Raw genomic sequence first — 26,141 nt, forward strand, 5'->3', positions numbered from 1 at the left:
CGACGACGGACCGCCGCAGCGGGGGCACTCGCACGGGGGGTAGCGGCCGGGGTTGGAGAGGATGTCGAACGGGTCGCCTTCCAAGACCTGCGTGCTCGGCGACCACGTCCGGCCCGAGTCCCGAGATACCCGGATGCTCATCCGAACGCGGGGTTCTAGGCCCAGGCCAGGGGTCTTCCCGAGGGTCGTTCGGTCTGTGTCAGGAGTACCCGCCGAATTGTTCGAGGCGGTCGTCCTCGGTCGCTTCGCCATGTCCAGAAGGATCGCGATCAGGACGACAGGTCGGAAAGGCCCAGCAGATTACCCAACTTGGGTAGCATCACTTTCGGTTGACCCATTGAAGCTATCCGTAGTCTCCCTCCGGAGCGTGCCCGATGCCCGAGCCACGTCGCACGAAGGAACTACCGGCAAGCCTGCTCACAGATCCCGAGATGATCGAGGCGTGCGGTGTGCGCGACTTCGCGAGGGTCTTTCGCCTGGTCAGGGTGCGCGCAGGCGTCTACCCGTCGATGATCGCGCGCCAGTGTGAGCTGACGCCGAGCCGGGTGGGGGAGGTGATCGCGGGCCACCGGCAGCTACTCCACATGGACGTGATCGAGCGGATTGCCGATGGGTTGCGCATCCCGGGACACATGCTCGGGCTTGCCCGACGGCAGTGGGAAACGCCGGCTGCGCTCGCCGTGGCAGAGCGAGAGACAGCAGAGTCGGTGCACCCGCCTGCCGGGCTCAGGCCGCTTGCAGCCTTACCCGGGGTGGAGGTGGACGGCATCCTTGCCTTGGCTGCCGGCACCAAGCCGAGCCCCTCCACTCTCCAGGCGCTCCGGTCCTCGATCGAGGACTACTGGCGACGTGACGACGAGCATGGCGGGGAGACCCTGCGACCAGCCGTCGTCGGCCAGCTGCGATACGTCGAAGGGCTGCTCAGGGGGCAGCGGCCGACGCCGATACAGAACGGCCTCTACGGCATCGCGGCGGAGTTGGCGCGGCTGACGGGTTGGACGTACTTCGACGCCCGGCAGTACCAGCAGGCTCGCGCGTACTTCTCAGAGGCTCTGCAACTGGCCAGAGAGATTGACGACCATCCGTTCATGGCCAACGTGCTGGCCTGCATGAGCCTGCAAGCGACCTACCAGGACAAGCCGGCGGACGCGCTTGCGCTGGTGTCTGCTGCTCAGGACCAGGCCCGTGCAGCCAGGGGGGCGACGCCGAGAGTGCGGGCGATGCTTGCCATGCGTGAAGCCTTCGCTCACGCGACATTGGGGGACCGGAAGGCGACGCACAGCGCGATTTCCGAGGCTCACGGTCAGTTCGAGCGCATCCACAAGGCCGACCCGGATCCGGCATGGGTGACGTACTTCGGCGAGCCGAAGCTCATCGTGGACACCGGCATTGCGCACGGCCGTCTTGGGGAAACTGCGATCGCCGAACCGCTGATCTCGGATGCCCTGGCGCGCGAGGATCCTGCGAACCAGCGCGGCCGGGCGTTCCATGCCTTCTGGCTGGCCCGTACGCAGCTCCAACGGGGCAAGCTCGACCAGGCGTGCCATACGGCGATAGAGGCGCTGGTGCCTGCCGCGGCGGTGTCGTCCGAGCGGGTGGCCGGGCACCTTCGCGAGTTCTACGAGCAGCTTGCGCCCTATCGCGAGGTGCCGGCCGCGGTTGCCTTCGAGGCACGTCTACGAGCGATGCTTCCCCCGCAAGGTCAGCGAACCCCCTCGTCCATCAGGACGTAGAGGAGGCCGACCAGGGAGCCGCTGCTGACGATCTCGCGGCGGTCGATCATGCCCCGGACGTCCGCCAGTGGGATCCACTCGATCCGGTCCGACTCGTTCTTCTCGGTCGGCGGGCCGTCGTACGTCGCGCCGTCCGCGCGGAACAGGTGGTGCTGCGAGTCCGTGATGCCGTTGGCCGGTTCGGCGTAGATCAGCGGCTTCATCGGGCCCGGACGCCAGCCGGTCTCTTCGAGGACTTCACGGGCGGCAGCCTCCCCGGGGGTCTCGTCGGCTTCGACCAGGCCCATGGGCAGCTCCCAGGCCCAGGCGTCCGTGATGAAGCGGTGGCGCCACATCATCAGGACCTCTTTACGGTCGTTGAGCACGGCGGCCACGGCCAAATGCCGGAGCTTGACGACGTGGTGCTCCCAGCGGTGGCCGTCCGGCGTTTCGATGTCGGTGAGCCACAGGTTCACCCACTTGTTCTCGTAGATCGGACGTTCCCCGTGGATCTTCCACTGCATCGCTGCGGCCCCTCTCGATCGGCTTCCAGCATCGCAGAGCCCCGCTGAACGGCCGCCCGGTTCAGGGAATTTCACGTCAGAGTGACGAATATGCGTTGTGGGGGGATGTACCGCCCAGGCCGGGAAGCTCTCGTTCCTCGATGCCACCGCTCGTGGCGGCTACCGCCCCCGACCTCTACGCGTAGCGCTCCCTGAGCTTGTACTTCAGGACCTTGCGCAGGGTCTCGTTGCGGGGGAGGGATTCCAGGAGTTCCAGTTGTTCCGGGAGCTTGTGGGTGGCCAGGCCTTGGGTGCGGAGGTACGCGGTCAGTTGGGGGAGGGTCAGGGGGGCGGCCGTCGGGGGTTGTTCCACCACCGCGCAGACGCGTTCGCCGCGGGTCGGGTCGGGGAGGCCGATGACCGCCACGTCCGTGATGCCCGGGAGTTGGTGGAGGAGGTCCTCGATCTCCTTCGCCGAGATGTTCTCGCCCTTGCGGATGATGACGTCCTTGCTGCGGCCGGTGAGGACCAGGTAGCCGTCCGGTGTCAGGTGGCCGAGGTCGCCCGTGATCAGGTAGCCGTCGGGGTCGAAGGCGTCCGTCGACTCGTCGCCGTTGAGGTAGCCCTGGCAGACGGCCTCGCCCCGGAGTCGGACCTCGCCGTCGGTGTTCGGGGGGAGTTCGGTGCCGTCCGGGGCGGTGATGCGGATGGACATGCCCGCCGGGGGCCGGCCCTCGGTGGTGGCGAGGTGCTCGGGGGTGTCGTCCGGGGCGCCCATGGTGATCATGGGGACCTCGGTCATGCCGTAGCCGTGGGTCAGCCGGCAGCCCAGCTCCCGTACGACCGCGTGGTAGATCTCCGGCGGTTTGGGGGCGCCGCCGCCCGCCAGGAGGCGCAGGGTGGGGATGAGGGGGGTGTCCGGGGCCTTGCGTTGTTCGGTCAGGAACATGGAGTAGAAGGCGGTGGAGCCGCCGGCCACGGTGACGCCGTGGCGGCGGTAGCCGTCGAGGGCGTCCGGCATGGCGAACTTCTCGAAGAGGACGGCGGGGAAGCCGTAGAGGAGCAGCATCACCAGGTAGTCCGGGCCGCCTATGTGCGCGTACGGGAAGGCCATGGAGCCGACGTCGGACGGGTGCAGGCGCAGGGCGTGGGCGAGGCAGGAGCCGCCCGCGATCAGGGAGCGGTCGGTGTGCAGGACGCCCTTGGGGTCGGAGGTGGTGCCGGAGGTCCAGTAGATCCAGCGGACGTCGGTGCCGGAGGCGGGTGGCGCGGGGAGCAGGGCGGGGTCGCCGTCGGGGAGGGTCGCGTAGGCCTCGAAGGTGCCGCGTGCGCCGAGGCGTGCGGCCATGGCGGTGTGGTCGAAGCCGCGCCAGGTGCCGGGGACGGCGAAGTACTCGGCCTTGGAGTCGCGGAGGGCGAAGCCGACCTCGCGGTCCCGGTAGAAGGGGATGACGGGGGTCTGGACGGCGCCGATGCGGGCGAGGGCGGCGGAGAGCAGCACGGTCTCGATGCGGGTGGGGAGCTGCCAGGCGACGACGGTGCCGGGGCGTACGCCCATGTGGTGGAGGCCGGCGGCGACGCGTTCGGAGCGGTCGCGCAGTTGCCCGAAGGTGAGCCGGCGGTCGTGTGCGGGGTGGTCGGCGGCTTCGATGAGGGCGGTGGTGTCCGGGGTCAGTGCGGCCCGGCGGGAGATCAGTTCCCACAGGGTGCGGGACCGGCTCAGTTCTGTCGCGGTCGCGGTGTCCGTCATCCCAGACCTCCCCATAGCTGACGGATAGTCAGATCAAGCGCAGAGCGTAGAGCGCCGACGCTTGTCGGTCCAGGGGTGGCGGGGCTAGCTTGTTTCTGACGATCCATCAGATCGATGCATTGGGGAGACTGCCATGGAACTGGGACTGCCTCGGATCATCAGCGTCGACGACCACGTGATCGAGCCCGCGCACCTGTTCGACGTCTGGCTGCCCGCCAAATACCGCGACCGCGGCCCCAAGGCGCTCACCGCCGGCATCGGCGAGCTCGCCTACACCGGCGGCAGGTACGTCATCACCATGGATCCCGACGGCCCGCCGACCGACTGGTGGATCTACGAGGACCTGAAGTTCCCGTACAAGCGCAACATCGCCGCCGTCGGCTTCGACCGCGACGACATGACCCTGGAGGGCATCACCCGCGAGGAGATGCGCCGCGGCTGCTGGGACCCGAAGGCGCGCCTCGCCGACATGGACCTCAACCACGTCGAGGCCTCGCTGTGCTTCCCGACCTTCCCGCGCTTCTGCGGCCAGACCTTCGCCGAGGCCCACGACAAGGAGGTCGCCCTCGCCTGCGTACGCGCCTACAACGACTGGATGGTCGAGGAGTGGTGCGGCGACAGCGGCGGCCGGCTGATCCCACTGTGCATCATCCCGCTGTGGGACATCGACCTGGCGGTGGCGGAGATCCGGCGCAACGCGGCCCGCGGGGTGAAGGCCGTCACCTTCTCCGAGATCCCCACCTACCTCGGGCTCCCCTCCATCCACACCGGCTACTGGGACCCCTTCTTCGCCGTCTGCCAGGAGACCGGCACGGTGGTCAACATGCACATCGGGTCCAGCTCCCAGATGCCCGCCGCCTCCCCCGACGCACCCCCCGCCGTGCAGGCCTCGCTCAGCTTCAACAACGCGATGGCCTCGATGATGGACTTCCTCTTCAGCGGCGTCCTGGTGAAGTTCCCGACGCTCAAGCTCGCCTACAGCGAGGGTCAGATGGGCTGGATCCCCTACGCCCTGGAGCGGGCCGACGACGTCTGGGAGGAGCACCGCGCCTGGGGCGGGGTCCGCGACCTGATCCCCGAGCCGCCGTCCACGTACTACTACCGGCAGATGTTCTGCTGCTTCTTCCGCGACAAGCACGGGATCGCCTCCCTCGACGTCGTCGGACGCGACAACGCCACCTTCGAGACCGACTACCCGCACGTCGACTCGACCTTCCCGCACACCAAGGAGGTCGCCCTCGACCACGTGAAGGGCCTCGACGACGAGACGATCTACAAGCTGATGCGCGGCAACGCCATCCGCATGCTGGGCCTCGACCTGGACAGGAGCCGCCGCTGATGGACCTGACCTACACCGAGGAGGAGCAGGACTTCCGGGCCCGGCTGCGCGAGTGGCTCGCCAAGGTGCTTCCCGAGCTGCCCGCCGCACCGTCCCCCGACGACTGGCCGGGCCGGCGCGCCTACGACCTCGGCTGGCAGCGCAGGCTGTACGAGGCCGGGTACGCGGGCCTGCACTGGCCGGTGGACGCGGGCGGCCGCGGGGCCACCCCGACCCAGCACCTGATCTTCCTGGAGGAGACCGAGCGCGCCGGAGCCCCGTACGTCGGCGCGAACTTCGTCGGGCTGCTGCACGCCGGACCGACGATCGCCGCCGAGGGCACGGCGGCGCAGCGGGCGCGCTGGCTGCCGCCCGTCCTGCGCGGCGAGGAGGTGTGGTGCCAGGGGTTCAGCGAGCCGGACGCGGGTTCCGACCTGGCCTCCTTGCGGACCCGGGCGGTGCGCGACGGCGACGACTACGTGATCACCGGGTCGAAGATCTGGACCTCGCACGCGGAGGTCGCCGACTGGTGCGAGCTGTTGGTGCGCACCGATCCCGCGGCGCCCAAGCACCGGGGGATCTCCTGGCTGGCCATGCCGATGGACGCGCCGGGCGTGACGGTGCGGCCGCTGCGCACGCTCGCCGGGTCGACGGAGTTCGCGGAGATGTTCCTCGACGAGGTACGGGTTCCGGTGACCGACCGGGTCGGCGCGGAGAACGACGGCTGGCGCGTCACCATGGTCACGCTGTCCTTCGAGCGCGGTACCGCCTTCGTCGGTGAGGTCGTCGCCTGCCGCCGGACCCTGGGGGAACTGGCCCGGCGGGCGAAGGCCGACGGGCGGTGGGACGACCCGGTGCTGCGGCGCAGGCTGGGGCGGCTGTACGGGGAGTTCGGCGCGCTGTGGCGGCTCACCCAGTGGAACGTGAGCGAGGCCGAGCGGTCGGCGGGCGGGGTTCCCGGCATCGGCGGTTCCGTCTTCAAGCTCGCCTACTCGCACGCCCGCCAGGAGCTGTACGACACGGCGGCCGAGGTGCTCGGGGCCGAGTCCCTGGATCTGGAGCAGGGGTGGGTGCTGGACCGGCTCTCGTCCCTCTCGTACACGATCGCGGCGGGCACCTCGCAGATCCAGCGGAACATCGTCGCCGAGCGGATCCTCGGCCTCCCGAAGGGCCGGTGAGGGGCATGGACTTCCAGCCGACCGAGGACCAGAGGGATCTGCGGGCGGGTGTACGGGACCTGCTGGCGGGCCGGTACGGAAGGGACGCGCTGCGGGCGTCGGTGGACTCGGGCACGGGCGTGGACCGCGTCCTGTGGCGGGAGCTCGGTGCGGCGGGCTTCTTCGCGCTGCGCCTGCCGGAATCCGAGGGAGGTGTGGGCCTGGGGCTGCCGGAGGCGGTGCTGGTCTTCGAGGAGGCCGGGCGGGCGCTGGTGCCGGGGCCGCTGGTGGCCACGCACCTGGCCGCCGGGGTGGTTCCGGGGGCGGCGGCGGGGACGGCGGTGGTGAGCGCCTTCGACCTGGGCGGGCCGCTGGTGGCCCACCTCGCGGACGCGGACGCGGTGCTGGGGGCGTCCGGGGTGCCGGCGGGCGAGCCGGTGCGCTCGGTGGACCCGCTGACCCCGCTGCACCGGGTGGCGGAGGCGGGCGACTGTTCGGCGTACCGGGAGGAGGGGGCTCTGCTGACGGCCGCGCTGCAGCTCGGGAGTGCGCTGCGGACGGTGGAGCTGGCCGTGCGGTACGCGGGCGAGCGCGAGCAGTTCGGGCAGCCGATCGGGGCGTTCCAGGCGGTCAAGCACCTGTGCGCGCGGATGCTGGTGCGGGCGGAGGTGGCGCGTACGGCGGTCTACGCGGCGGCGGTGACGGGGGACGAGGGTGAGGTGGCCGCGGCCAAGCTCCTCGCGGACGAGGCGGCGGTGCGGGGCGCCCGGGACTGCCTTCAGGTGCACGGCGGGATGGGCTTCACCTGGGAGGCGGACGTGCACCTGCACCTGAAGCGGGCCTGGGTGCGGTCCGAGCAGTGGCGGACGGCGGCGCAGGCGGAGGAGCTGCTGGCGCGGGAGCTGCTGGGCTCGGCGGGATAGGCCGCGCCCGGCGGGGTAGGTGATCACGGCGAGGGGGCCGACCAGGGGCCCTCGGTGGGCGTAGCTCACGGTGATGTGGAGGCACGGGAAGGACGACACGGGACGCATGTCCGATTACAGAGAGTTGATATCGGTTTGTGTCCTTCGCCCAACCCCTTCCGGCCCGGAAGCGGAGGACTGCTCCGGTACGCTCCCACGAATGCGAGCGGTTGAGCGGCGCGAGCGCCGCACAGTATGCACCACGCCCAGTCCTTCGCGTGCGAATATGCCCGAAGCGCTTGTTGCGGTGACTGTACGTCAACCATGCTGCTACGGAAGGGGGTCACAGTCGGTGATCCCGTCCTGTCGCGAGGCGAAGTGTCCGCCGGTTCGGATGGTGTGAGCGGTGCAGGTGCTTCAGGTTCAGCTGGAGGTCGGAGCGGATCCCGCCGAGGTCGGCCGGGCCCGCCGGTGGGCGCGTTCCCGGTTGGCCGGGTCGGGCATAGGGGACGACGAGCCGCTCGCCGAGACGCTGATCCTGCTGATCTCCGAGCTGGTCACGAACGCGGTCGTGCACACGGGCTGTCCGGCCGTGCTGCGGATGCTGTTCGGGGGGCCGGGGGTGCGGGTCGAGGTGGCCGACACGAGCGACCGGGCGCCGAACCGCCGGCAGGCGTGCGGGGAGGACACGGGCGGGCGCGGTCTGGAGCTGGTCGACGGGCTGGCGGACCGCTGGGGCTGGCAGCGCGAGGGCGCGGGCAAGCGGATCTGGTGCGAGATCGACCGCGCGCAGAAATCGACCTCGGACTGCGCCTCCGAGCGGCCCTTCGAGCGGACCTCCGACGGCCCGTCGGAATTTCATACCCCGTCCCGGGAACCGCGCTTGTACCTCTAACGAGGTGTTGACGGTTCGTCACATCTTGATCACCCTGGTGTGGAGCGATTCGACGCGAGGGGACGCCAAGGCAGGCCTTGACGAGTGCGGGTCGTGGGGTGGCGGCTGCCGTGCCGCGCTCGGGGCGTGCATGCGCGCCGCCGCCACCCGCAGCACCTGCACGGCCTCCTCCTGAGGGAGGAGGCCGGACCGGGGTTCACAGGCTCGCGAGAAGGTCGTCGAGCGGGGCCGGTACCTGTTCGGGGTCGAGGGCCTCCACGAGGAGGCGGCCGTAGCGGATCTTGCGGCCCTTCGTCGTGCCGAGGAAGCGCCGCAACTGCCGCTGTCGGGGCCGGCCGCGCTGGGCGGGCTGACGTACGAAGGTCTGCCAGGAGCGGAAGTCGCCCTCGGCCCGCAGGACATCCTCGATCCGGGTGGTCCCCAGGGCGCGGATCAGTTCGTCCTCCAGGTCCGCGACGCAGACGAAGAAGCCCTGCCGGGGTGCACCGGCCCGCTCCAGCGCGCGGTCGTAGAACGGCTGCTCGCGTTCGTCGCTCAGGCCCGTCAGACGCAGGCCGAGGCCGGGCGGGCCGAGGAGTCCGGTGTAGCGGGCCACGCTCATCGCCCCACCCATCGCCACGACGCACACGCCCTCGGCGGCGAGGTCGCGGCCACGCCGCTCGGCGAGCGCCTCGACGGCCGCGTGGTCGCTGGGCCCTTCCAGCAGCACCGCCGTCCGCACGTCCAGGTGGGCGGCCAGCTCGCGCGCGGCCTCGCCGGTACCGCCGCTCGCCCAGTCGTCGACCGCTTCCCGGAATGCCCGCATGTCCGCCATGGGGTGAGTCTGCGCCTTCGCGGATGCGGGGGCGCGGGATTTTTCGGCGGGCGTCGGCTCCCGGGCGGGTGGTTGTGGCGGGCCGGCGGCGGTGGCGCGGGTGTGTGCGCCACCGCCGCCGGTGCGGTTGCGGGGGATCGTCAGCCGTCGGTGCAGATCACGTCGTACGGGCGGCCGATCGCGATCGTCAGCTCGATCGGGTCGGTGGTGCCGGAGGGGCACTCGGACTTCGTCTTGACGAGGCCGAGGACCTTCTGGGCGCCCGAACCGCCGCAGGCGACCTCCTTGGCCTGGGAGGTCACGCAGTCGCCCTTCACCAGCTGGCCGCCGCCGGCGCCCGCGTCGCCGGGGTGGTCCCCCGACAGGTTGCGGCCGCAGACGGTGTTGGTGGGGATGCCGCTGCCCTTGCCGCCGTAGGAGATGCTCACGTCGATCATCAGGTCCGTGCCGGGCGGGCACTGGACCGCGTTCGGGAGGATGCTGGCCTCCTTGATGTCGATGGCCTTGAAGGTGGCCCCGGAGTCGGAGCAGCCCGTCCGCTTGTATCCGTCGGGAGCCTTGGACGTGTCGGGGCCGCCGCAGTCGCCGACCTTCCACGAACTGGAGGTGTCCGAGGAGGACTCGGGGGAGCCGGGGTCCTTGGCCGTGGGCTTGGTGGAGGGGGAGGCGGAGGTGGAGGGGGACGCCGTCGGCTTGCCGTCGTCCTTGCGGAGTGACTGCATGACGAAGTAGCCGCCGATGATGACCACGACGAGGACGATGACGGCGACGACGTTGCCGCCCGAGCGGCGTCTGGGGGCGGGTGGCGGTGTTACCTGGTACGGGTTGGCCATGCGAGCTTCTCCTGCGGGGAAGGTGGTGGGGACGAGGCGTGACGCGCGTACGGTGACGCGGCATGTACACCTCATGGTTCCATCGCGTGGCTCGCGAGGGGCCGGGTTCCTCCGGGTCGGCGTCGCCTTCCCCGCCCCGGGCTCAGAGGACGGCCACCGGGGCCACGGGGGTGCCGGTGCCGCCGACGAAGGGTTCCGGCATCGCGGAGAGGAGGAAGGCGTACCGGTTCTCTTCTGCACAGGCTGTGGACAACTTTTCGAGATTCCAGTTCTGACCTTGGTGCATGCCCATCTCGACCAGGTGCAGGGCGTGGACCGGGAGCCACAGGTTCTCGATCTCCGGCGGGAAGATCTCGAAGGTCAGGGTGTCGTTCGCGACGGCCGCCACGTCCCGCGCGTGGAACCACTCGGGCGTGCGGACGGACAGCCCGGGCGAGGGGAAGCCGTAGCCGTGCTTGTCGCCCGCCAGATAGGTCTGTATCTGTCCGGTGCGGACCAGGACGATGTCGCCGGGGCGGACGGTGACCCCACCGAACTCCTCGGCCTCCGTGAGATCCCCGGGGGCCACCGCGTGATCGCCCGGTAGCCGGTCCAGCCCCTTGGCGCGCGCGACGTCGAGGAGCACTCCGCGCGAGACGATGGGGCCGGCCTTGTCGATGCCGCTGAACTCGGCGCGGCCGTGCGCCGTGATGGTCCCGGCCGGGCGGCCGTTGTAGATCTTCCCCGAGTGCGAGACGTGGGTGAGGGCGTCCCAGTGGGTGCCCGCCTGGAGCCCCATGCTCACGGCGTCGTCGCTGCACGCCACGGTGCCGGGCCCGAACAGCTCCTGGTTGATCTGCACCATCGTGTGCAGCGGGTTGATCCGGCCGGGGATCATGCCGACCTGGACCCCGTCCTCCTTGAGCGGGAGCGCGAGCGGGATCCGGCGGCCGGTGCGGATCTCGTCCGCGGCGCCCCGGACCACCTCGTCGGTGATCAGGTTCAGGGTGCCGATCTCGTCGTCGGCGCCCCAGCGTCCCCAGTTGTTGACGCGCTTGGCGATGTCGTGGAACTCGGCGGGCAGGGTCATGGGCGTCGACAGCTCCTTGCGTGGATGCGGCGGTTCGGGCGGCAACGGGGGCTTGTGCAGGTGCATCTGACTACCCATAGAATCTAACGGTCCGTCAGAAATCGCGGGAAGGGGCCGGACGTGGGGAACTTCTTGGCAGGCAAGGTCGTCGCCGTCACCGGCGCCGGCCGGGGCATCGGGCGGGCCGTGGCACTCGCCGCGGCCGCCGAGGGCGCCAAGGTCGTCGTCAACGACTACGGGGTCGGGATCGAGGGCGCGGAGCCCACCAGCGAGATCGCCGAGGCCGTGGTGAAGGAGATCACCGCCCTCGGCGGGGAGGCCGTCGCCGTCGCCGACGACATCTCCACCATGGCGGGCGGTCAGCGCCTCGTCGACACCGCGCTCGCACGCTACGGCCGCATCGACGGCGTCGTGTGCGTGGCCGGCATCCTGCGCGAACGGATGCTGTTCAACATGGCCGAGGAGGAATGGGACCCGGTCATCGCCACCCACCTCAAGGGCACCTTCACCGTCTTCCGCGCCGCCTCCGCCGTCATGCGCAGGCAGGGCTCGGGCACCCTGATCGGCTTCACCAGCGGCAACCACCAGGGCTCCGTGGCCCAGGCCAACTACAGCGCCGCCAAGGGCGGGATCATCTCCCTCGTCCGCTCCGCCGCGCTGGGCCTGGCCAAGTACGGGGTGACGGCCAACGCCGTCGCACCCGTCGCCCGCACCCGCATGTCGGCGAACGTCCCCATGGAGCTCAAGGAGATCGGCGAGCCCGAGGACGTGGCGGCGCTGGTCACCTACCTGCTCAGCGACCGGGCCAAGGCCGAGGACATCACCGGGCAGGTCTACACGATCGCCGGCCCGAAGATCGCCGTCTGGGCGCAGCCGCGCGAGCTGCGCGCCGGATACGCCGACGGCTCCTGGACGCCGGAGAAGATCGCCGACTTCCTGCCCGGCACGGTGGGCACGGACCCGATGCCGATGCTCGCGCAACTGGAGGCCATGGCCAAGGCGGCGGCCGCCAAGGACCGCCCCAACGCGTAGGACCGACCGACGTCCCGACCGGACCGGACGGGACAGGACCGGACACGACCAGGGGAGCGGCGTGGACTTCAGCTTCGGGGCCGAGGACGAGGAGCTGCGCGGGCGCGCCCGGGCGTGGCTGGCCGAGCACCTCGTGGGCCCGTACGCGCAGGCTGTCGGCCTCGGCGGGCCGGGCAGCGAGCACGAGGGGGCCGGGATCCGGCGGGCCTGGGAGCGTGAGCTCGGCCGGGGCGGCTGGATCGGGCAGGGCTGGGAGGCCGACGGGTGGGGCAACCACCGGCTGTCCCTGACCGGCCAGGTGGTGTGGGCCGAGGAGTACGCGGCGCTGCGCGCGCCCGGCCGGGTCGGTCACATCGGCGAGAACCTCCTCGCCCCGACCCTCATCGCCCACGGCACGCCCGAGCAGCGGGCCCGCTTCCTGCCCGGCATCGCGCGCGGCGAGGAGCTGTGGTGCCAGGGCTACAGCGAGCCGGGCGCCGGGTCCGACCTCGCGGGGATCCGCACGGCCGCGGTACGGGACGCGGCCGACGGGCTGTACCGGGTGACCGGGCAGAAGATCTGGACCTCGCTCGCCCACGACGCCGACTGGTGTTTCGTCCTGGCCCGCACCGAGCCCGGCTCGCGCCGCCACCGGGGGCTGTCGTTCCTGCTCGTACGCATGGACCAGCCGGGCCGCGTCGAGGTCCGGCCGATCCGGCAGATGTCGGGCACGAGCGAGTTCAACGAGGTGTTCTTCGACGGGGCGGTCGCGGCGGAGGTCGTCGGCGCCGAGGGCGACGGCTGGACCGTGGCCATGGGCCTGCTCGCCCTGGAGCGAGGCGTCTCGACCCTGGTCCAGCAGATCGGCTTCGCGGCGGAACTGGAGCGCGTACTGGCCTCGTACGCGGCGCGGGCCGCCGCGGGCGCCGAGGACCCCGTCCTGCGCGAGCGCCTCGTCCGTCAGTGGGCCGAGTTGCGCACGATGCGGTGGAACGCACTGCGGACCCTGGCCTCCACCGAGGGGGACGCGGGCGCCCCCAGTGTCGCCAAGCTGCTGTGGGGCGGCTGGCACCGGCGGCTCGGGGAGCTGGCGGTGGAGGTCCGCGGCGCGGCGGCCACGGCCGGGGCGGCGCTCTGGGCGCCCGGGGTCCCGTACGAACTGGGGCTCGACGAGGAGCAGCGCCTGTTCCTGTTCACCCGTGCCGACACCATCTACGGCGGCTCGGACGAGATCCAGCGGAACATCATCGCCGAGCGCGTGCTCGGCCTGCCTAAGGAGCCCAGGTGAGAGGCGTCGTGTTCGACGGCAAGCAGGCCCAGGTGGTCGACGACCTGGAGGTCCGGGACCCGGGGCCGGGGGAGGTGCTGGTCGCGATCGGTGCGGCCGGGCTGTGTCACAGCGACCTGTCGGTGATCGACGGGACGATCCCCTTCCCGCCGCCGGTGGTGCTCGGGCACGAGGGCGCCGGGATCGTCGAAGCGGTGGGCGCGGGCGTCACCCACGTGGTGCCCGGCGATCACGTGGCACTGTCCACCCTCGCGAACTGCGGGGCGTGCGCGGACTGCGACCGGGGCCGGCCGACGATGTGCCGCAAGGCGATCGGGATGCCGGGACAGCCGTTCTCGCGGGGCGGGAAGCCGCTGTTCCAGTTCGCCTCCAACTCCGCCTTCGCGGAACGCACGATCGTCAAGGCCGTGCAGGCCGTGAAGATCCCGGCCGACATCCCGGCGACCTCGGCGGCGCTCATCGGCTGCGGGGTCCTCACGGGCGTGGGGGCGGTTCTGAACCGGGCGCGGGTGGACCGCGGCGAGAGCGTGCTCGTCATCGGGACCGGCGGCATCGGGCTGAACGTGCTGCAGGGGGCCCGGATCGCGGGTGCCACCACGATCGTGGCGGTGGACGCGAACCCGGCGAAGGAGGCGGTGGCCCGGCAGTTCGGCGCCACCCACTTCATCGACGCGTCCGCCGTGGCCGACTCGTCGGCGGCGGTCCGCGAGATCCTGCCGACGGGCGCCGACCACGCCTTCGAGTGCGTGGGGAACGTGAAGCTGATCCGCCAGGCGATCGACCTCCTCGACCGGCACGGGCAGGCGATCCTGCTCGGCGTCCCGGGCTTCAAGGAGGAGGCCTCGTTCCTGGTGTCGTCCATGTACCTGGACAAGACGATCATGGGCTGCCGGTACGGGTCCTCGCGCCCGCAACGCGACATCGCGCTCTACGCCGAGCTCTACCGGCAGGGCCGACTGCTGCTGGACGAGCTGGTGACGGAGGTCTATCCGGTCGAGGACTTCGCCAAGGCCGTGGACGACGCCCACCACGGGCGGGTGGCGCGCGGGGTGCTCACCTTCTGAGGCGCCGCGGCCCGGGGCCGCGAACGACTCGGCTCCTCCGCCGACGGGAGGTCACCCGTCGGCGGAGGGGCCGAGAACGTGCACCGTGCGACCGTCGGTCAGGCGGTCAGCAGGTCGATCCGATCAGTCGAGGACGTCCGGGATCGGGTCGGTGTTGCCGCGCTGCAGCGCCGCGCCGGAGCCGGCGGTCGAACCGAGCGCCCAGTCCATGAGCTTCATCGCGTCCGCGTAGCGCTCCTCGTCGTTCAGCAGGACACCGATGACGGTCTTGCCGTTACGGGTCGCGGAGTAGACGAGGCACTTGCCCGCGGCGGTGCCGGTGCCGGTCTTGACACCGGTCGCACCCGGGTACGCGTAGCCCGTGGGACGCTCGCGGATCAGCAGGTTGCTGTTGCCCCACGTGGCGTCGGTCGAGGTGCCGCCCGTGCTGTAGGTCGTCGCCGCCACGATCTTCGGGAAGGCGACGCCCGACATCGCGTACTTGGTGAGCTTCGCCAGGTCGCGGGCGGTGGTGAGGTTGTTGCCGGTCGGCGAGATGCCGTCGAAGGAGTCGTACACCGTCTTGGTCATGCCCAGCGCCTTCGCCTTGGCGTTCATCTGCGCGATGAAGTCCGCCGTGCGGGCCTGGGTGGTCGCGCCCTTGCCGAAGGTGTCGGCGAGCGCGTAGGCCGCGTCGCAGCCCGACGGGAGCATCAGCCCGTACAGCAGCTGGCGGACCGTCGGGGTGGAGCCCACCTTCAGGTGGGCCGAGCTGGCGCCCTCGCGGACGACGTAGTCCGCGTACTCCTGCTTGATGGTGACCTTCTGGTCGTAGTTCAGGTTGGGCGTACGCATCACGACCTGAGCGGTCATGATCTTCGTGGTGCTCGCCATCTGACGCTGGGTGTCGGCGTCCTTGCTGGCGAGCGTGGCCCCGCTGGTGCCGTCGATCAGGATCGAGCCGGCGGCCGTGACGGGAGGTGCGGCGACCGGGGCCGCCGACGAGGTCGGCGAAGCGGCCACCAGGAGCGCCCCCGTGGCGACCGTGACCGCGATCGCGCCGCGCGTGCGGCGCATCAGGTTCAGTATCACATCAAATCCCCGCGAATCAGAAGAGGTCCGATGGGTCCGGACCACCGAAGTGGCCTTCCCCCGTGGGGAGCTTACGCAGCGGATCCGACACCCGGGCGACGCAGTGTCCGAGCGGGGGCGGCGAGCCGACCGTTCGGCCTGCTCGGCGGGGGTCCGTCAGTCGGCGAGGCGCCCGAAGCGGCCCTTGTGGAAGAGGAGCGGTTCGCCCTCGCCGGCCGCGCCCATGGCCACCACCCGGCCCACGACGATGAGGTGGTCCCCGCCGGTGTGGACGGCCTGGATCCGGCAGTCGATCCAGGCGGGCACGGCGTCGAGCTGCGGTGATCCCGTGACGGGCGCGGGGGCGTGGGTCACCCCGGCGAACTTGTCGGCGCCGCTGACGGCGAAGGACCGGCACAGCTCACCCTGTTCGGCGCCGAGGATGTTGACGCAGAACACCCCGGCGCGGGCGATCCGCGGCCAGGTGGTCGACGTACGGGCCACCATGAACGTGACCAGCGGCGGGTCGAGGGACAGCGAGGCGAAGGACTGGCAGGCGAAACCGGCCGGTCCCTCCTCGTCCTCGCCGGGCGGTGCGGTGATGACCGTGACCCCGCTGGCGAAGTTCCCGAGCACGGCCCGGAACTCGGCGGGGGACACAGGCGCGCGCTCGTCCTCGCCGACGGCCCGCAGGTCGGGACGCGGCAGAGCGTCGACGGACTCGGGTTCCCGCTGCGCCGAGGCGGAGGTGGGGGAGCCGACTGACCTGAGGTATCGGACGACGGTGGCCGCCATCCCTGCATGTCCCATCACACCCACGATTGAAGCTGACGGTTCGTCAGATAGGAAGGGGCGGGGCGCCGGACGCTTGCCGGGCCGCCCCTGTGGCGTCCGACCCCCGGGTGCCCGGAGAGGTCGTGGTGGGGCCGTGGTGAGGCCCTGCGTCGATCGCTCATTTTCGGCCAACTTGCTTGTGAGGCACCAGACATGAGGTGCCGTCAAAACCGTCCGACCCCCTGTGTAAGGTCGGGTCCGATGGCAACGGCGTCGGCGCTGGGGTGGTGGTCATGGGCAGTGGCAACGGCTTTCGCTACCGGGTCGAACGGATCTCGCTCGGAGCGATGGCATCGGCAGGCATCCTGGTCCTGCTGGCCGACCTCTTCGGCTGGCTCGACAAGATGGCCCCCGGCGGCACCCTCCCGAAGATCACCCTGCTCATCCTCAGCACGGTCACGCTCTTCCTCCTGATGGAGTTCGACCGCCTGAAGGTGCTCGACAGCATCAACACGCAGATCTCCGGCCTCACCCTCGACGGACTGACCGGCGAGCTCAGGCGGCAGCACTACCTCGGCGTGACCAAGGTCCACACGGTCTTCTCCGACGAGGGGTTCAAACGGCTCATGGGGGCGGCCCGCCAGGAGATCGCCATCCTCCAGACCTGGATACCCAACCTCAGCCGTCTCGAAGAAGAGCTGGAGCGGGCCGTCACCGAGCGGAACGTCCAGGTGCGCATCCTGCTGCTGCACCCGAAGTCCGCCGTCGCGGACCTGCGTGACGAGGCCCTGCGCGCCACGCGCAGCTCCGTGGACGTCGGCGCGAGCCTGGACGTCCTCCAGGCGATCCACGACCGCCTCGCACCGGAGCTCCGGACCAGGCTCAGCGTCCGCGTCTACAACTCCCTGCCGTCGATCGCCGTCTACAAGGCCGACGAGCACTACCTGGTCAGCTCGTTCCTGCACGGGCAGCTCGCCATCGAATCGCCCCAGACCGAGATCGACGGATCCGACACCGTGATGGGCCGGCAGGTACAGAAGGAACTGGACACCCTCTGGGGCATCGGCAGCGAGGTCGACCTCCGCGACCCGATGCGATCGATCGACATTCACTGATCAGAAGACCGATCGGGAGACAAGAGAAGGGACACGCCGTGCGCGACCTGGACAGGTTCGAGGACGAACTGATCGAGCAGTACGAGCGTCATCCGGTGCTCGCGGACATCGCACGGCTCCCGGACGAGGACTTCGCCGAGATCCTGCTCCAGCGGCGCTTCCTCTCCCTCGCCTTCACCCCGGCCTACGACCTGGCGATCGACCTGCTGCAGGACGAGCCCGGGCTACGGATCGCCCGCGTCATCCTTCGCGAGGAGTACCCCGACGGACGAGGACACACCCCCTCGCACCGCGAGGACATGACCTACGACATGCGCCGGCTCGGGATCTCGCGCGAAGACGTCGTCCGGTCGAGACCGACGGACGCCACCAGGCGGGCCATCGAGGACACGTTCGCCCTGATCGCCGACGCGGGCGCCCACGAGCACTCCGACCTGCGGCTCCTCACGATCCTGCGGTTCTGGGGCGAGATCCTGGTCTCCGTCGAGTACGGCCGGCTCTGGGAGCGCATGGCGCCGCTGCTCACCGGCGACGGCGAGAACCGCTCCCGCTTCTACTACCCGCACCACGTGCACGACGCCAAGAAGCGGTCCCTCGAAAGCGTCTCCCTGCTGTCCACCACCCACTCCGACCGCCTGGGCACCCGGGTACGAGAACTGCTCACCGGCATGGACGAGGAGGCGGCGGCCATGTGCTTCAGGGAGGCGGAGGAACACTCCCTCCGGCTCAAGGTGTCCTTCTACGATCAGTTCCGGTCCGCGGTGGTCCGCGCTCCCGTACACCCACACGGGTGAAACCCCCGGGCTCCGTGGGTCCGTACGCCCGGGTGCGGGGGGAGGCTCGGCATCGTGGCAGCGACCTCGTACCGCCGCCGTACCCCCGGAGGACCCCATGCTCGGCACCGACTTCACCACCGGATCACCCAACTGGCTCGACCTCGGCAGCCCCGACACCGAGGCGGCCGCCGAGTTCTACAGCGCCGTCCTCGGCTGGGAGTTCGTCTCCGCCGGGCCGGAGGCGGGCGGATACGGGTTCTTCCAGGTGGACGGCAAGACCGTCGCCGCGCTCGGACCGCTCACCGAGGACGGTGCCACGTCCGCCTGGATGCAGCACTTCATGAGCCGCGACGTCCAGGCCACGGCGGCGGCCGTCACCGCCGGGGGCGGCACGGTCCGGACGGAGCCCATGGACGTCATGGGAGAGGGGTGGCTCGCCCAGTTCACCGACCCGCAGGGCGCCGAGTTCGCCTGTTGGCAGCCGGGTAGGACCGCCGGACTGCAGCTGACCTCCGCCGACAACTCGCTGGTGTGGACCGAGCTCCACGTCGCCGACCCCGTCGCCGCCATCGCCTTCTACGCCGGGCTGTTCGGCTGGCGCAGCGCCGAGATGCCCGCGCCCGGAATGACGTACCGGGTGGTGAGCACCGCCGACGGGGACCAGCAGGACGCCTCCTTCGGCGGGGTCGCCCCCTTCATGGGCGTCGGCGAGGGCGAGAAGGCGCGCTGGGTCCCCTACTTCGCCTCGGCGGACGTCGACGCCACCGTCGCGGCTGCCAAGGCGAACGGCGGCTCGGTCCTCATGCCGGCCACCGACCTCCCGGAGGTCGGCCGCATCGCGTGGCTGGCCGACCCGGCCGGCGCGGTGTTCGCGCTGCTCAAGCCCGACCCGCGGATGTAGTCAGCGGCCGAGGTACTTGGGCGTGCGGCGCTCCACGAAGCTCGCCACGCCCTCGTTCGCGTCGGCGGTGGTCATGTTGATCTCCTGAGCGGTGGCCTCGGCGGCCAGCGCCGCCGTCCGGTCGCCGTCCAGGGAGGCATTGACCAGCTGCTTGGTCATGGCCAGCGCCCGTGTGGGCCCCTGGGCCAGCCGCTCGGCCCACTCCCGGGCCGTCGCCTCCAGCTCCTCGGCCGGAACCACCCGGTTGACCAGTCCCAGGCGCTCGGCCTCGACGGCCGGGACGGCGTCGCCGAAGAACATCAGCTCCTTGGCCTTCTGCGGCCCCACGAGCCGGGGCAGCAGATACGCGCCCCCGCCGTCGGGAACCAGGCCGCGCCGGACGAACACCTCGATGAAACGGGCCGCTTCGGCGGCGATCACGAGGTCGCAGGCGAGGGCGAGGTGCGCGCCGATACCGGCGGCCGTGCCGTTGACGGCGGCCACGACGGGCTTCTCGCAGTCGAGCACGGCCGTGATCAGACGCTGCGCGCCGAGGCGGATCATCCGGGCGACATCGCCCGCGACCCGCTCACCCGCGGGGGCGCCCGGGCTTCCCCGCAGGTCCGCGCCGGCGCAGAAGCCCTTGCCGGTGGCGGTGACGACGACGGCCCGCACGGCCGGGTCGGCGGAGGCCTCGGCGAGCAGCGCGATGACGCGCTCGCGCTGGTCCCAGGTGACGGCGTTCATGGCCTCGGGGCGGTTGAGGGTGATCCACGAGACGTTGTTCTCGGTGCGGTGAAGGACTTCGTCCATGCGTGAACTCCCGTTCGGCGGGCGAGGCCGGAGGGTTCGGCCTCGCCGGCGTGTGAGGCGCGGATCCGGGCGGAGCCCGGGGGACGGCGGGTCAGCGACAGATGGCGAGGGCGTCCAGGGCCACCGCCCCCTGGCCGCGCGGGAGCACCATCAGTGGGTTGATGTCCAGCTCGGACAGCTCGTCGCCCAGTTCCAGAGCCATCCGTTGGATGCGGAGCACGACCTCCACCAGGGCGTCCACATCGGCCGGGGGCGCCCCCCGTACGCCCTCCAGCAGCGCGTGCCCGCGCAGCTCCCGCAGCATCGCCCGCGCCTGGTCCTCGCCGAACGGCGGCACGCGGACCGCCGCGTCGTGCAGGACCTCCACCAGGACCCCGCCCAGCCCGACGGTGACGGTGGGGCCGAAGAGGTCGTCCTGGGTCACGCCGACGACCATCTCCACGCCCCGCTCCACCATCTGGCAGACCAGGATCCCGTCGAGCGGCACGTTCTCGTAGCGCGCGATGTCGGTGAGCTCCCGGTACGCGTCGCGGATCTGGCTCGCCGAGGTGAGGCCGATCTTCACGAGGCCGAGCTCCGTCTTGTGGCCCAGCTGCGGGCCCGAGGCCTTCATCACCACCGGGTAGCCGACCAGCCCGGCGGCGCGGACGGCCGCCGCCGCGCTGGTCACGAGCTGCTCGCGGGGGACCCGTATCCCGTAGGCGCGCAGGAGCTGCTTCGCCGCGTGCTCGCTGAGCTGCTGCGACGGCCGCATGAGGGCCTGCGCCTTGCGGTACGAGGGCGAGGGCGTGCGCGGTGCGTCCTCGAAGGGGGAGCGGTAGCCGGTGGTGAAGCGGTGGTGGCCGAGGTAGGCGCGGACGGCGGTGATGCAGTTGCCGAAGGTGCGGAAGGTGGCCACGCGGGAGGAGCCGAGGAGGGTGGTGCGGTAGGCGTCCTCGGTGCCGACGGGGGAGCCCCAGATGACGCAGATCAGCTTGTCGCTCTGCTCGGCGGCGTCGACCAGGTCCTGGGCGAGCTTGTCGCTCATGGGCGGGAAGGGGCCGGTGATCGGGCAGATCAGGACGCCCACCTCGGGGTCGGCGAGGATCGCGTCGATGATCTTGCGGCCGCGCCAGTCGCCGACGGGGTGCCCGCCGTTGTCGACGGGGTTGGCGACGTTCAGGTAGTCGGGGATCCACTGGTGGAGCTCGTCCTGCTTGGCCTGCGACAAGGTCGGCAGGGTCAGGCCGGCCTCCGTGGCCAGGTCGGAGAAGTGCGCCCCGGTGCCGCCGGAGATGGAGTAGACGACGACCCCGTCGGCCCGGGGCCTGCGGGCCCGGGCGAGCAGGGCGGCGGTGTCCTGGAGTTCGTCGAGGCCGTCGACGCGGATGACGCCGAACTGGCGCATGGCGGCGTCCACGACGGTGTCGGCGCCGGTCAGCTTCCCGGTGTGGGAGGCGGCCATGCGGGCGCCGGTCTCGGTGCGGCCGACCTTGACGGCGACGACGGGGACGCCGTTGCGTGCGGCCCGGTCGGCGGCGAGCAGGAAGGACCGGCCGTCCTTGAGGCCCTCCACGTAGCAGGCGATGGCACCGACCTCGGGCCGCTCGGCGAAGTAGGAGATGAAGTCGGAGGTCTCCAGGTCCGCCTCGTTGCCGGTGGGCGCCCAGTGGGAGAGCCGGATGCCCAGCTCCTGCAGTGTGTAGACGGGTCGGCCCTGGTGGCCGGACTGGGTGATGAGGGCGATCGCCGGGCCGTCGAGGTCCTCGCGGAACTTCTCGAAGGCGTTGAGGTTGGTGTTGGGGCCCAGCAGGCGCAGGCCGGAGCCCCGGACGGCGGCGCCGAGCCGTTCCTGGGCGGCGGCGCCGGCGTCGCCGGTCTCGGCGAAGCCGGAGGCGAAGGCGACCGCGAACTTGACCTTGGTCTCCGCCAGTTCCTCGACGACGGGGAGCGGGTCGGCGACGAGGAGGACGGCGAGGTCCACCTGTTCGGGCAGGTCGGCCACGGAGGCGTGGCAGGTCAGACCGAAGACGGTGGGGCGGGTGGGGTGCACGGGGTGGATCCGGGCGCCGACGCGTTCCGCCCAGGCGATGAGCTGGCGGGTGATGCCGGCGTTCGGTCGGCCCTCCGCGTCGGAGGCGCCGATGACGGCCACGGATTCGGGCCGGAAGAACCGGTCCAGGTCGGGCACGTCGGCGTGCAGCGGGCGTCCGCTGACGTCCAGGGGGACCGCGTCGTCGGCGGACGGGGCCGCCGACGAGTGGACGGCGGTCCTGGGAGACTCCCCGCAGGCCTCGACACGTGCGCGGAAGTCGGTGGTGAGGGTGCCGTGAGTAGATCCAAGCATCGTTGCCGCCCACTCCTGCTCGATGAACCTCGATGGAACTCGATAACTGACGTGTAGTCAGATTACTGAACTGACGTGCCGTCAGGAACAGGGCTGCGCGGGAAAGGTGTGGAGGTGGTGTGGTGAAGTGAACGGTGACAGATCCCGCGGGCGCCGGTCCAGGGCGCGATTCGGCCGACCCGGCGGCGGACCGGGCGCCCGACCGGCGGCCGGCCGGTTCCGGTCGCCGGCCGTCCGCGACGGCTCAGGCGTGCCAGAGGGCGAACATCCCGGTGAAGAAGAGCACGGTGAACATCGGAACCCACCACGGCGCGGATCCCGCCTCCCGCGTCGAGCGCGATATACGGGCCAGCAGCCGGGCGTTCAGCAGTCCGGCGGTCAGGCAGTAGAGCACCCACAGCGGCTCGAAGAGCCAGGCGGGCGACTCGAAGTAGAGGCCGTAGCCGAGCAGCCAGGTGTCGATCTGGGTGACGACGAGGAAAAGGTGCACGACGAGGAGCCAGGGCAGGGTCAGCACCACCGCGATGGTGCGGACCAGCCGGCCGTCCTCGCCGAGCCCGACACCGCCGGCCATGGACCACACCGCGCACACCGTGAGCAGCACCAGGTAGCACCGGGACAGCGGCTCGCTCCACGCGGTCACGGCCGCCTCCCGGATCCGGGCCGGGGCGTTCGAGCCGGGCGGCTTCACGAGGCGCCCGCACCGGACCGCCGGGAGATCGCCTTGGCGATCTTCTCCGCGTCCATCGCCATCTCGCGGAACATGCCGCTGATGGGGTTCGAGAAGCCGGTGAAGTACAGGCCGGGGGCCTGCGCGGGGGAGCGGGCGCCCTGCGTGCACGGGCGGCCGCGCTCGTCGAGCACCCCCAGGTGGCCGACCAGCTCCTCCAGGGCCCGGCGGTAGCCGGTCGCCGCGATCACCGTGTCCGGAGCGATCCGCGAGCCGTCCGCGAGCACCACCTCGGCGCCGTCGAAGGCCTCGACGGCCGCCACCGGCTCGACCTTGCCGCCGCGCACCGCGTCGATCAGGCCGACGTCCTGAACCGGTATCGACCCCTGCTTGACCCTGCTGTACAGGCCGGTGGTCGGGCGCGGAAGCCCGTACGCCGACAGGTCCGGTACGGAGGCCTTCGCGACGAGCGCGCCCAGCCGGTCCACGAGCCGCGCGGGCAGCCGGCGTACGAGGATCCCACTGCGCTGGGCCGGCCAGCCGGCGGTGGAGCGGCGCATGATGTGCGGCGCGGTGCGCACGGCGAGCCGCACCCGCGCCGCGCCGCCCTCGACGAGGTCCACGGCTATCTCGGCGCCCGTGTTGCCGACGCCGACGACGAGGACGTCCTGGCCGGCGTACGGCTGGGGGTTGCGGTACTCGCGGGCGTGCAGCAGCCGGCCCTCGTACGCGTCCCGGCCCGGCCAGTCGGGGAGCGCGGGCGTGTGGTTGAAGCCGGTCGCGACGACCACGGCCGCGGCCGCCAGTTCGCGGCCGCCACTGGCGTGCAGGATCCAGCCGCCCTCGCCCTCGCCCTCGGGGCCGGGGCCGGCAGGCTCGATCCGGGTCACCTCCACCCCGGTGACCAGCTCCAGCTCGTGGAACTCGGCGTACTTCTCCAGATAGCGCACGACGTCGTCGCGGGAGACCCAGCGCCCGAAGCGGCGCGGCATGGGCAGGCCCGGGAGGGCGGAGAGGCGGCGCGTGGTGTGCAGGCGCAGCCGGTCGTAGTGCCGCCGCCAGGACGCGCCGACCCCGTCGGACTTCTCGACGACCACCGCGCGGACCCCGCGGGCGCGCAGCGCGGCGGCCGCGGCGAGGCCGCCGGGGCCGGCCCCGATCACGTACACGGGGCGGGGCTGGGTGGTCATGTCGGGTGCTGTGGGGTCTCCGGGCATGAGGTGTGATCGTATCGCCACGCTGGGTTCATGGGTCTCGGTCGGGCGGGGAATCGATTGCGGATCGATCACGGCGCGCGGGCCCCGCGACCGGTGGCCGGCCGGGGCCTTGCGCGATCGCTCCGGATCCGCTGAACTGACGTACCGTCAGATAGAGCGTGCGCGTCGATCGCGAGAGGGGTGGGGGCCGCCGATGCAGACCATCTGGCTCAGTGGGGCCGAATGGCTCGCCGTGCTCCGGATAGGCCTCGGCCTGTGGTGGCTGGAGAGCTGGCGGCACAAGGACAAGAAGGGCTGGTTCGAGCGCGGCACCGGCATCGCCTGGGCCGCCGACGTCGCCGGCAAACACCGCTGGACCTTCGTCAAGGGCGGCTTCGAGCTGGTCGTCGCACCACGGCCGAAAGCGATGGCGTACATCGTCGTCTACGCGGAACTCGCCCTAGGGCTCGGCCTCGTCCTCGGCTTCCTCACCCCGATCGCACTGATCGGCGGACTCCTCCTGAACCTCCTCTACCTGGTCCTGATGATCCATGACTGGGCCGAGCAGGGACAGAACGCGATGATGGCGCTCATCTCCCTCGTCGCACTCCTCGCCATGTCCTGGCAGACCTGGTCCCTCGACGCGGCGATCGGACTCTTCCTGTGACCGGCACCGCGCGGTACGACCTCCCCGAGGTCGACGAGTTCACCCGCCCCTACTGGGACGCGGCGGCCGAGGGGCGGCTCCTGCTACGGCGGTGCGCCGACTGCGGACGGGCCCACCACTACCCGCGCGAGTTCTGCCCGTTCTGCTGGGCGGGGGAGGAGCGCGTGGCGTGGGAGCCGGCGAGCGGCCGGGCCACCCTCTACACGTGGTCGGTGATCCACCGCAACGACCTCCCGCCGTTCGGCACGCGCGTCCCCTACACGGCGGCGGTCGTCGACCTCGCCGAAGGCCCGCGGATGATGACCGAGGTGGTGGACTGCGAGGCGGCCGACCTGAGCATCGGCATGCCACTGACGGTCACCTTCCGCGAGGTCGCGGACGGGGTGTGGGTCGCGGTCTTCCGGCCCGAGCCACCGCGCTGACGATCGACGATCAGGGCCAGAGCAGCTCACGGCCCCAGGATCCGCCCGCGGTACGGGAGTACCGCAGGCGGACGTGCCGGCGCGCGGCGTCCCCCTGGAAGAACTCCACCTCGACCGGGTCCAGTACGTACCGCGTCCAGGTCGGAGCCGGCGCGTCCGGCTCGGCTCCGGCCCGCTCCCAGGCCGCCGCCGAGACCCGCGCCAGCTCCTCCACGGAAGCGAGCACCTCGCTCTGCCGGCCGGTGAGCGCGGCGGCGAGCGCACCGCGCGAGCGGACCGCCAGGTCCGCCCGGCTCTCCTCGGGCCCACAGGCGGTGACCCGACCCCGGACACGGACCTGACGGCCCACGCTCGGCCAGTAGAACCCGAGCGCCGCCTCCGGCCGCCCGGCCAACTGCACACCCTTGGCGCTGGTGGCGTGCGAGGCGAAGTGCCAGCCGCGCGCGTCGACGTCGTGCAGCATCAACGTCCGCACATCGGGCCGCCCCTGCCCGTCCACCGTCGCCAGACTCATGGTGTGCGGCTCCAACTGCCCCGCCCGCGCGGCATGCACGAACCACTCCCGGAACAGCGCCACGGGCTCGGCGGGGGCGGCCTCGGTGTCGAAGCCGGGCAAGGGGGAGTCCCACACGCGCAGGGAGTGCAGGGTGGCACGGAACACGTCGGGACCGCTCTGACTGTCTTCGCTGCTCATGAACCCATGGAACAGCAGGACGGGGGCGAGGGGCCAGGGGATCGGTCGGCGGGAGCCGGCGCGTCATCCGACCCCGCCCCGCCGGCCCCCGCCCCGCCCCCCGAGGCCCTCGAAGAAATCCATCGGCTCACCGATGAGTTCTCGTTCCCGGCGCGGTCATACCTACGAGACCGCACCACACACCCGCACCGCCCCCGGAGGGACACGCATCATGGCCGAGACAGTGAAGGGCCCCGCCGGCTACTTCCCCTCGATCGAGAAGAAGTACGGACGCCCGATCGGGGAGTGGCAGGACCTGATTCGGTCCTCGCCGCTGACCAAGCACATGGAGTTGGTCGCGTGGCTCAAGACCGAGCACGGCCTCGGCCACGGTCACGCCAACGCCCTCGTCGCACACACCCTCGCCGAGGGCGAGTAGCGGCCCCCGCCCCCCGGGCGGGGG

General features: G+C 71.4%; 26 protein-coding genes. 14 read left to right on the forward strand and 12 right to left on the reverse strand.

All coding sequences use genetic code 11. The features are described 5' to 3' along the window. The first annotated feature begins 374 nt into the window (after positions 1–374). Positions 375–1,733, forward strand: coding sequence for a hypothetical protein (locus ACWG52_RS21300; protein ID WP_390168244.1), 1,359 nt, complete (start codon positions 375–377; stop codon positions 1,731–1,733). On the opposite strand, the gene ACWG52_RS21305 is transcribed toward ACWG52_RS21300, so the two are convergent. Further along, positions 1,703–2,236 carry an NUDIX hydrolase gene (locus tag ACWG52_RS21305; protein ID WP_390140621.1) on the reverse strand — a complete coding sequence of 178 codons (534 nt, stop codon included), beginning with the start codon at positions 2,234–2,236 and terminating at the stop codon, positions 1,703–1,705. The genes ACWG52_RS21300 and ACWG52_RS21305 overlap by 31 nt on opposite strands. A 175-nt stretch (positions 2,237–2,411) precedes the next feature. Next, entirely contained in the window at positions 2,412–3,965 is a 1,554-nt protein-coding gene (locus tag ACWG52_RS21310) for an AMP-binding protein (RefSeq protein ID WP_390140623.1), read from the reverse strand. A gap of 133 nt (positions 3,966–4,098) precedes the next feature. Between ACWG52_RS21310 and ACWG52_RS21315 the strand changes: the two genes are divergently transcribed. The 4 genes from ACWG52_RS21315 (at position 4,099) to ACWG52_RS21330 (ending at position 8,237) form a co-directional block, all read left to right on the forward strand. After that, a complete protein-coding gene (locus tag ACWG52_RS21315) occupies positions 4,099–5,304 on the forward strand; it encodes an amidohydrolase family protein (RefSeq protein ID WP_389816490.1) in 1,206 nt (401 codons plus the stop codon). Further along, positions 5,304–6,461, forward strand: coding sequence for an acyl-CoA dehydrogenase (locus ACWG52_RS21320; protein ID WP_389816487.1), 1,158 nt, complete (start codon positions 5,304–5,306; stop codon positions 6,459–6,461). The genes ACWG52_RS21315 and ACWG52_RS21320 overlap by 1 nt, the downstream gene beginning before the upstream one ends. A gap of 5 nt (positions 6,462–6,466) precedes the next feature. Beyond that, a complete protein-coding gene (locus ACWG52_RS21325; RefSeq protein WP_390168246.1) occupies positions 6,467–7,363 on the forward strand; it encodes an acyl-CoA dehydrogenase family protein in 897 nt (298 codons plus the stop codon). A gap of 385 nt (positions 7,364–7,748) precedes the next feature. Beyond that, the gene (locus ACWG52_RS21330) at positions 7,749–8,237 is read left to right on the forward strand and encodes an ATP-binding protein (RefSeq protein ID WP_390140627.1); all 489 of its coding nucleotides are present in this window, start codon (positions 7,749–7,751) and stop codon (positions 8,235–8,237) included. A 196-nt stretch (positions 8,238–8,433) separates the two neighbouring features. On the opposite strand, the gene ACWG52_RS21335 is transcribed toward ACWG52_RS21330, so the two are convergent. The 3 genes from ACWG52_RS21335 to ACWG52_RS21345 form a co-directional block, all read right to left on the reverse strand. Further along, positions 8,434–9,051 (reverse strand): TOPRIM nucleotidyl transferase/hydrolase domain-containing protein, encoded by a 618-nt coding sequence (locus ACWG52_RS21335; protein WP_033226794.1) that lies wholly within the window; start codon positions 9,049–9,051, stop codon positions 8,434–8,436. Positions 9,052–9,191: 140 nt separating this feature from the next. Further along, on the reverse strand, positions 9,192–9,884 hold the full coding sequence (locus ACWG52_RS21340) for a hypothetical protein (protein WP_389816475.1): 693 nt from the start codon (positions 9,882–9,884) through the stop codon (positions 9,192–9,194). A 142-nt stretch (positions 9,885–10,026) separates the two neighbouring features. Beyond that, complete coding sequence (locus ACWG52_RS21345; RefSeq protein ID WP_453129074.1) at positions 10,027–10,953, reverse strand: cyclase family protein; 927 nt, start codon at positions 10,951–10,953, stop codon at positions 10,027–10,029. Positions 10,954–11,073: 120 nt separating this feature from the next. Here ACWG52_RS21345 and ACWG52_RS21350 point away from each other — a divergent pair, with 120 nt between their 5' ends. From ACWG52_RS21350 to ACWG52_RS21360, 3 genes are all read left to right on the forward strand, one after another. Next, the gene (locus ACWG52_RS21350; protein WP_030731961.1) at positions 11,074–11,985 is read left to right on the forward strand and encodes an SDR family NAD(P)-dependent oxidoreductase; all 912 of its coding nucleotides are present in this window, start codon (positions 11,074–11,076) and stop codon (positions 11,983–11,985) included. 61 nt (positions 11,986–12,046) lie between these two features. Continuing rightward, the gene (locus ACWG52_RS21355) at positions 12,047–13,252 is read left to right on the forward strand and encodes an acyl-CoA dehydrogenase family protein (protein WP_389816471.1); all 1,206 of its coding nucleotides are present in this window, start codon (positions 12,047–12,049) and stop codon (positions 13,250–13,252) included. Next, positions 13,249–14,316: a Zn-dependent alcohol dehydrogenase gene (locus ACWG52_RS21360; protein WP_389816468.1), complete on the forward strand. Its 1,068-nt coding sequence runs from the start codon at positions 13,249–13,251 to the stop codon at positions 14,314–14,316. Before ACWG52_RS21355 ends, ACWG52_RS21360 begins: the two co-directional genes overlap by 4 nt. A gap of 123 nt (positions 14,317–14,439) precedes the next feature. Here ACWG52_RS21360 and ACWG52_RS21365 read toward each other — a convergent pair whose 3' ends face one another. Next, entirely contained in the window at positions 14,440–15,372 is a 933-nt protein-coding gene (locus ACWG52_RS21365) for a D-alanyl-D-alanine carboxypeptidase family protein (RefSeq protein WP_389816465.1), read from the reverse strand. Between the two features lie 171 nt (positions 15,373–15,543). Continuing rightward, on the reverse strand, positions 15,544–16,161 hold the full coding sequence (locus ACWG52_RS21370) for a flavin reductase family protein (RefSeq protein WP_389816555.1): 618 nt from the start codon (positions 16,159–16,161) through the stop codon (positions 15,544–15,546). 272 nt (positions 16,162–16,433) lie between these two features. Between ACWG52_RS21370 and ACWG52_RS21375 the strand changes: the two genes are divergently transcribed. The 3 genes from ACWG52_RS21375 (at position 16,434) to ACWG52_RS21385 (ending at position 18,932) form a co-directional block, all read left to right on the forward strand. Next, positions 16,434–17,255, forward strand: a complete 822-nt coding sequence (locus tag ACWG52_RS21375) for a phospholipase D-like domain-containing protein (protein ID WP_389816463.1) — start codon at positions 16,434–16,436, stop codon at positions 17,253–17,255. 38 nt (positions 17,256–17,293) lie between these two features. Continuing rightward, on the forward strand, positions 17,294–18,049 hold the full coding sequence (locus ACWG52_RS21380) for a hypothetical protein (protein ID WP_389816461.1): 756 nt from the start codon (positions 17,294–17,296) through the stop codon (positions 18,047–18,049). A 97-nt stretch (positions 18,050–18,146) separates the two neighbouring features. After that, positions 18,147–18,932, forward strand: coding sequence for a VOC family protein (locus ACWG52_RS21385; protein ID WP_389816458.1), 786 nt, complete (start codon positions 18,147–18,149; stop codon positions 18,930–18,932). Here ACWG52_RS21385 and ACWG52_RS21390 read toward each other — a convergent pair whose 3' ends face one another. The 4 genes from ACWG52_RS21390 to ACWG52_RS21405 form a co-directional block, all read right to left on the reverse strand. Beyond that, positions 18,933–19,724 carry an enoyl-CoA hydratase/isomerase family protein gene (locus ACWG52_RS21390; RefSeq protein ID WP_389816455.1) on the reverse strand — a complete coding sequence of 264 codons (792 nt, stop codon included), beginning with the start codon at positions 19,722–19,724 and terminating at the stop codon, positions 18,933–18,935. It abuts the gene before it with no gap. Between the two features lie 91 nt (positions 19,725–19,815). After that, positions 19,816–22,050 carry an acetate--CoA ligase family protein gene (locus ACWG52_RS21395; RefSeq protein WP_389816452.1) on the reverse strand — a complete coding sequence of 745 codons (2,235 nt, stop codon included), beginning with the start codon at positions 22,048–22,050 and terminating at the stop codon, positions 19,816–19,818. A 244-nt stretch (positions 22,051–22,294) separates the two neighbouring features. Further along, the gene (locus ACWG52_RS21400; protein ID WP_453125626.1) at positions 22,295–22,693 is read right to left on the reverse strand and encodes an SCO4225 family membrane protein; all 399 of its coding nucleotides are present in this window, start codon (positions 22,691–22,693) and stop codon (positions 22,295–22,297) included. A gap of 44 nt (positions 22,694–22,737) precedes the next feature. After that, positions 22,738–23,937 (reverse strand): flavin-containing monooxygenase, encoded by a 1,200-nt coding sequence (locus ACWG52_RS21405; RefSeq protein ID WP_453125627.1) that lies wholly within the window; start codon positions 23,935–23,937, stop codon positions 22,738–22,740. A 193-nt stretch (positions 23,938–24,130) separates the two neighbouring features. On the opposite strand from ACWG52_RS21405, the gene ACWG52_RS21410 reads away from it, so the two are divergent. Continuing rightward, the gene (locus ACWG52_RS21410) at positions 24,131–24,583 is read left to right on the forward strand and encodes a hypothetical protein (RefSeq protein ID WP_033226811.1); all 453 of its coding nucleotides are present in this window, start codon (positions 24,131–24,133) and stop codon (positions 24,581–24,583) included. Next, entirely contained in the window at positions 24,580–25,005 is a 426-nt protein-coding gene (locus ACWG52_RS21415; protein ID WP_389816442.1) for a Zn-ribbon domain-containing OB-fold protein, read from the forward strand. The genes ACWG52_RS21410 and ACWG52_RS21415 overlap by 4 nt, the downstream gene beginning before the upstream one ends. Positions 25,006–25,015: 10 nt before the next feature. Here ACWG52_RS21415 and ACWG52_RS21420 read toward each other — a convergent pair whose 3' ends face one another. Then, positions 25,016–25,699: a pyridoxine/pyridoxamine 5'-phosphate oxidase gene (locus ACWG52_RS21420; RefSeq protein WP_389816439.1), complete on the reverse strand. Its 684-nt coding sequence runs from the start codon at positions 25,697–25,699 to the stop codon at positions 25,016–25,018. A 211-nt stretch (positions 25,700–25,910) separates the two neighbouring features. On the opposite strand from ACWG52_RS21420, the gene ACWG52_RS21425 reads away from it, so the two are divergent. Beyond that, positions 25,911–26,117 carry a DUF4287 domain-containing protein gene (locus ACWG52_RS21425; protein ID WP_389816436.1) on the forward strand — a complete coding sequence of 69 codons (207 nt, stop codon included), beginning with the start codon at positions 25,911–25,913 and terminating at the stop codon, positions 26,115–26,117. Positions 26,118–26,141: the final 24 nt, after the last annotated feature.

The sequence above is a fragment of the Streptomyces sp. CLCI03 genome, from assembly GCF_053615355.1.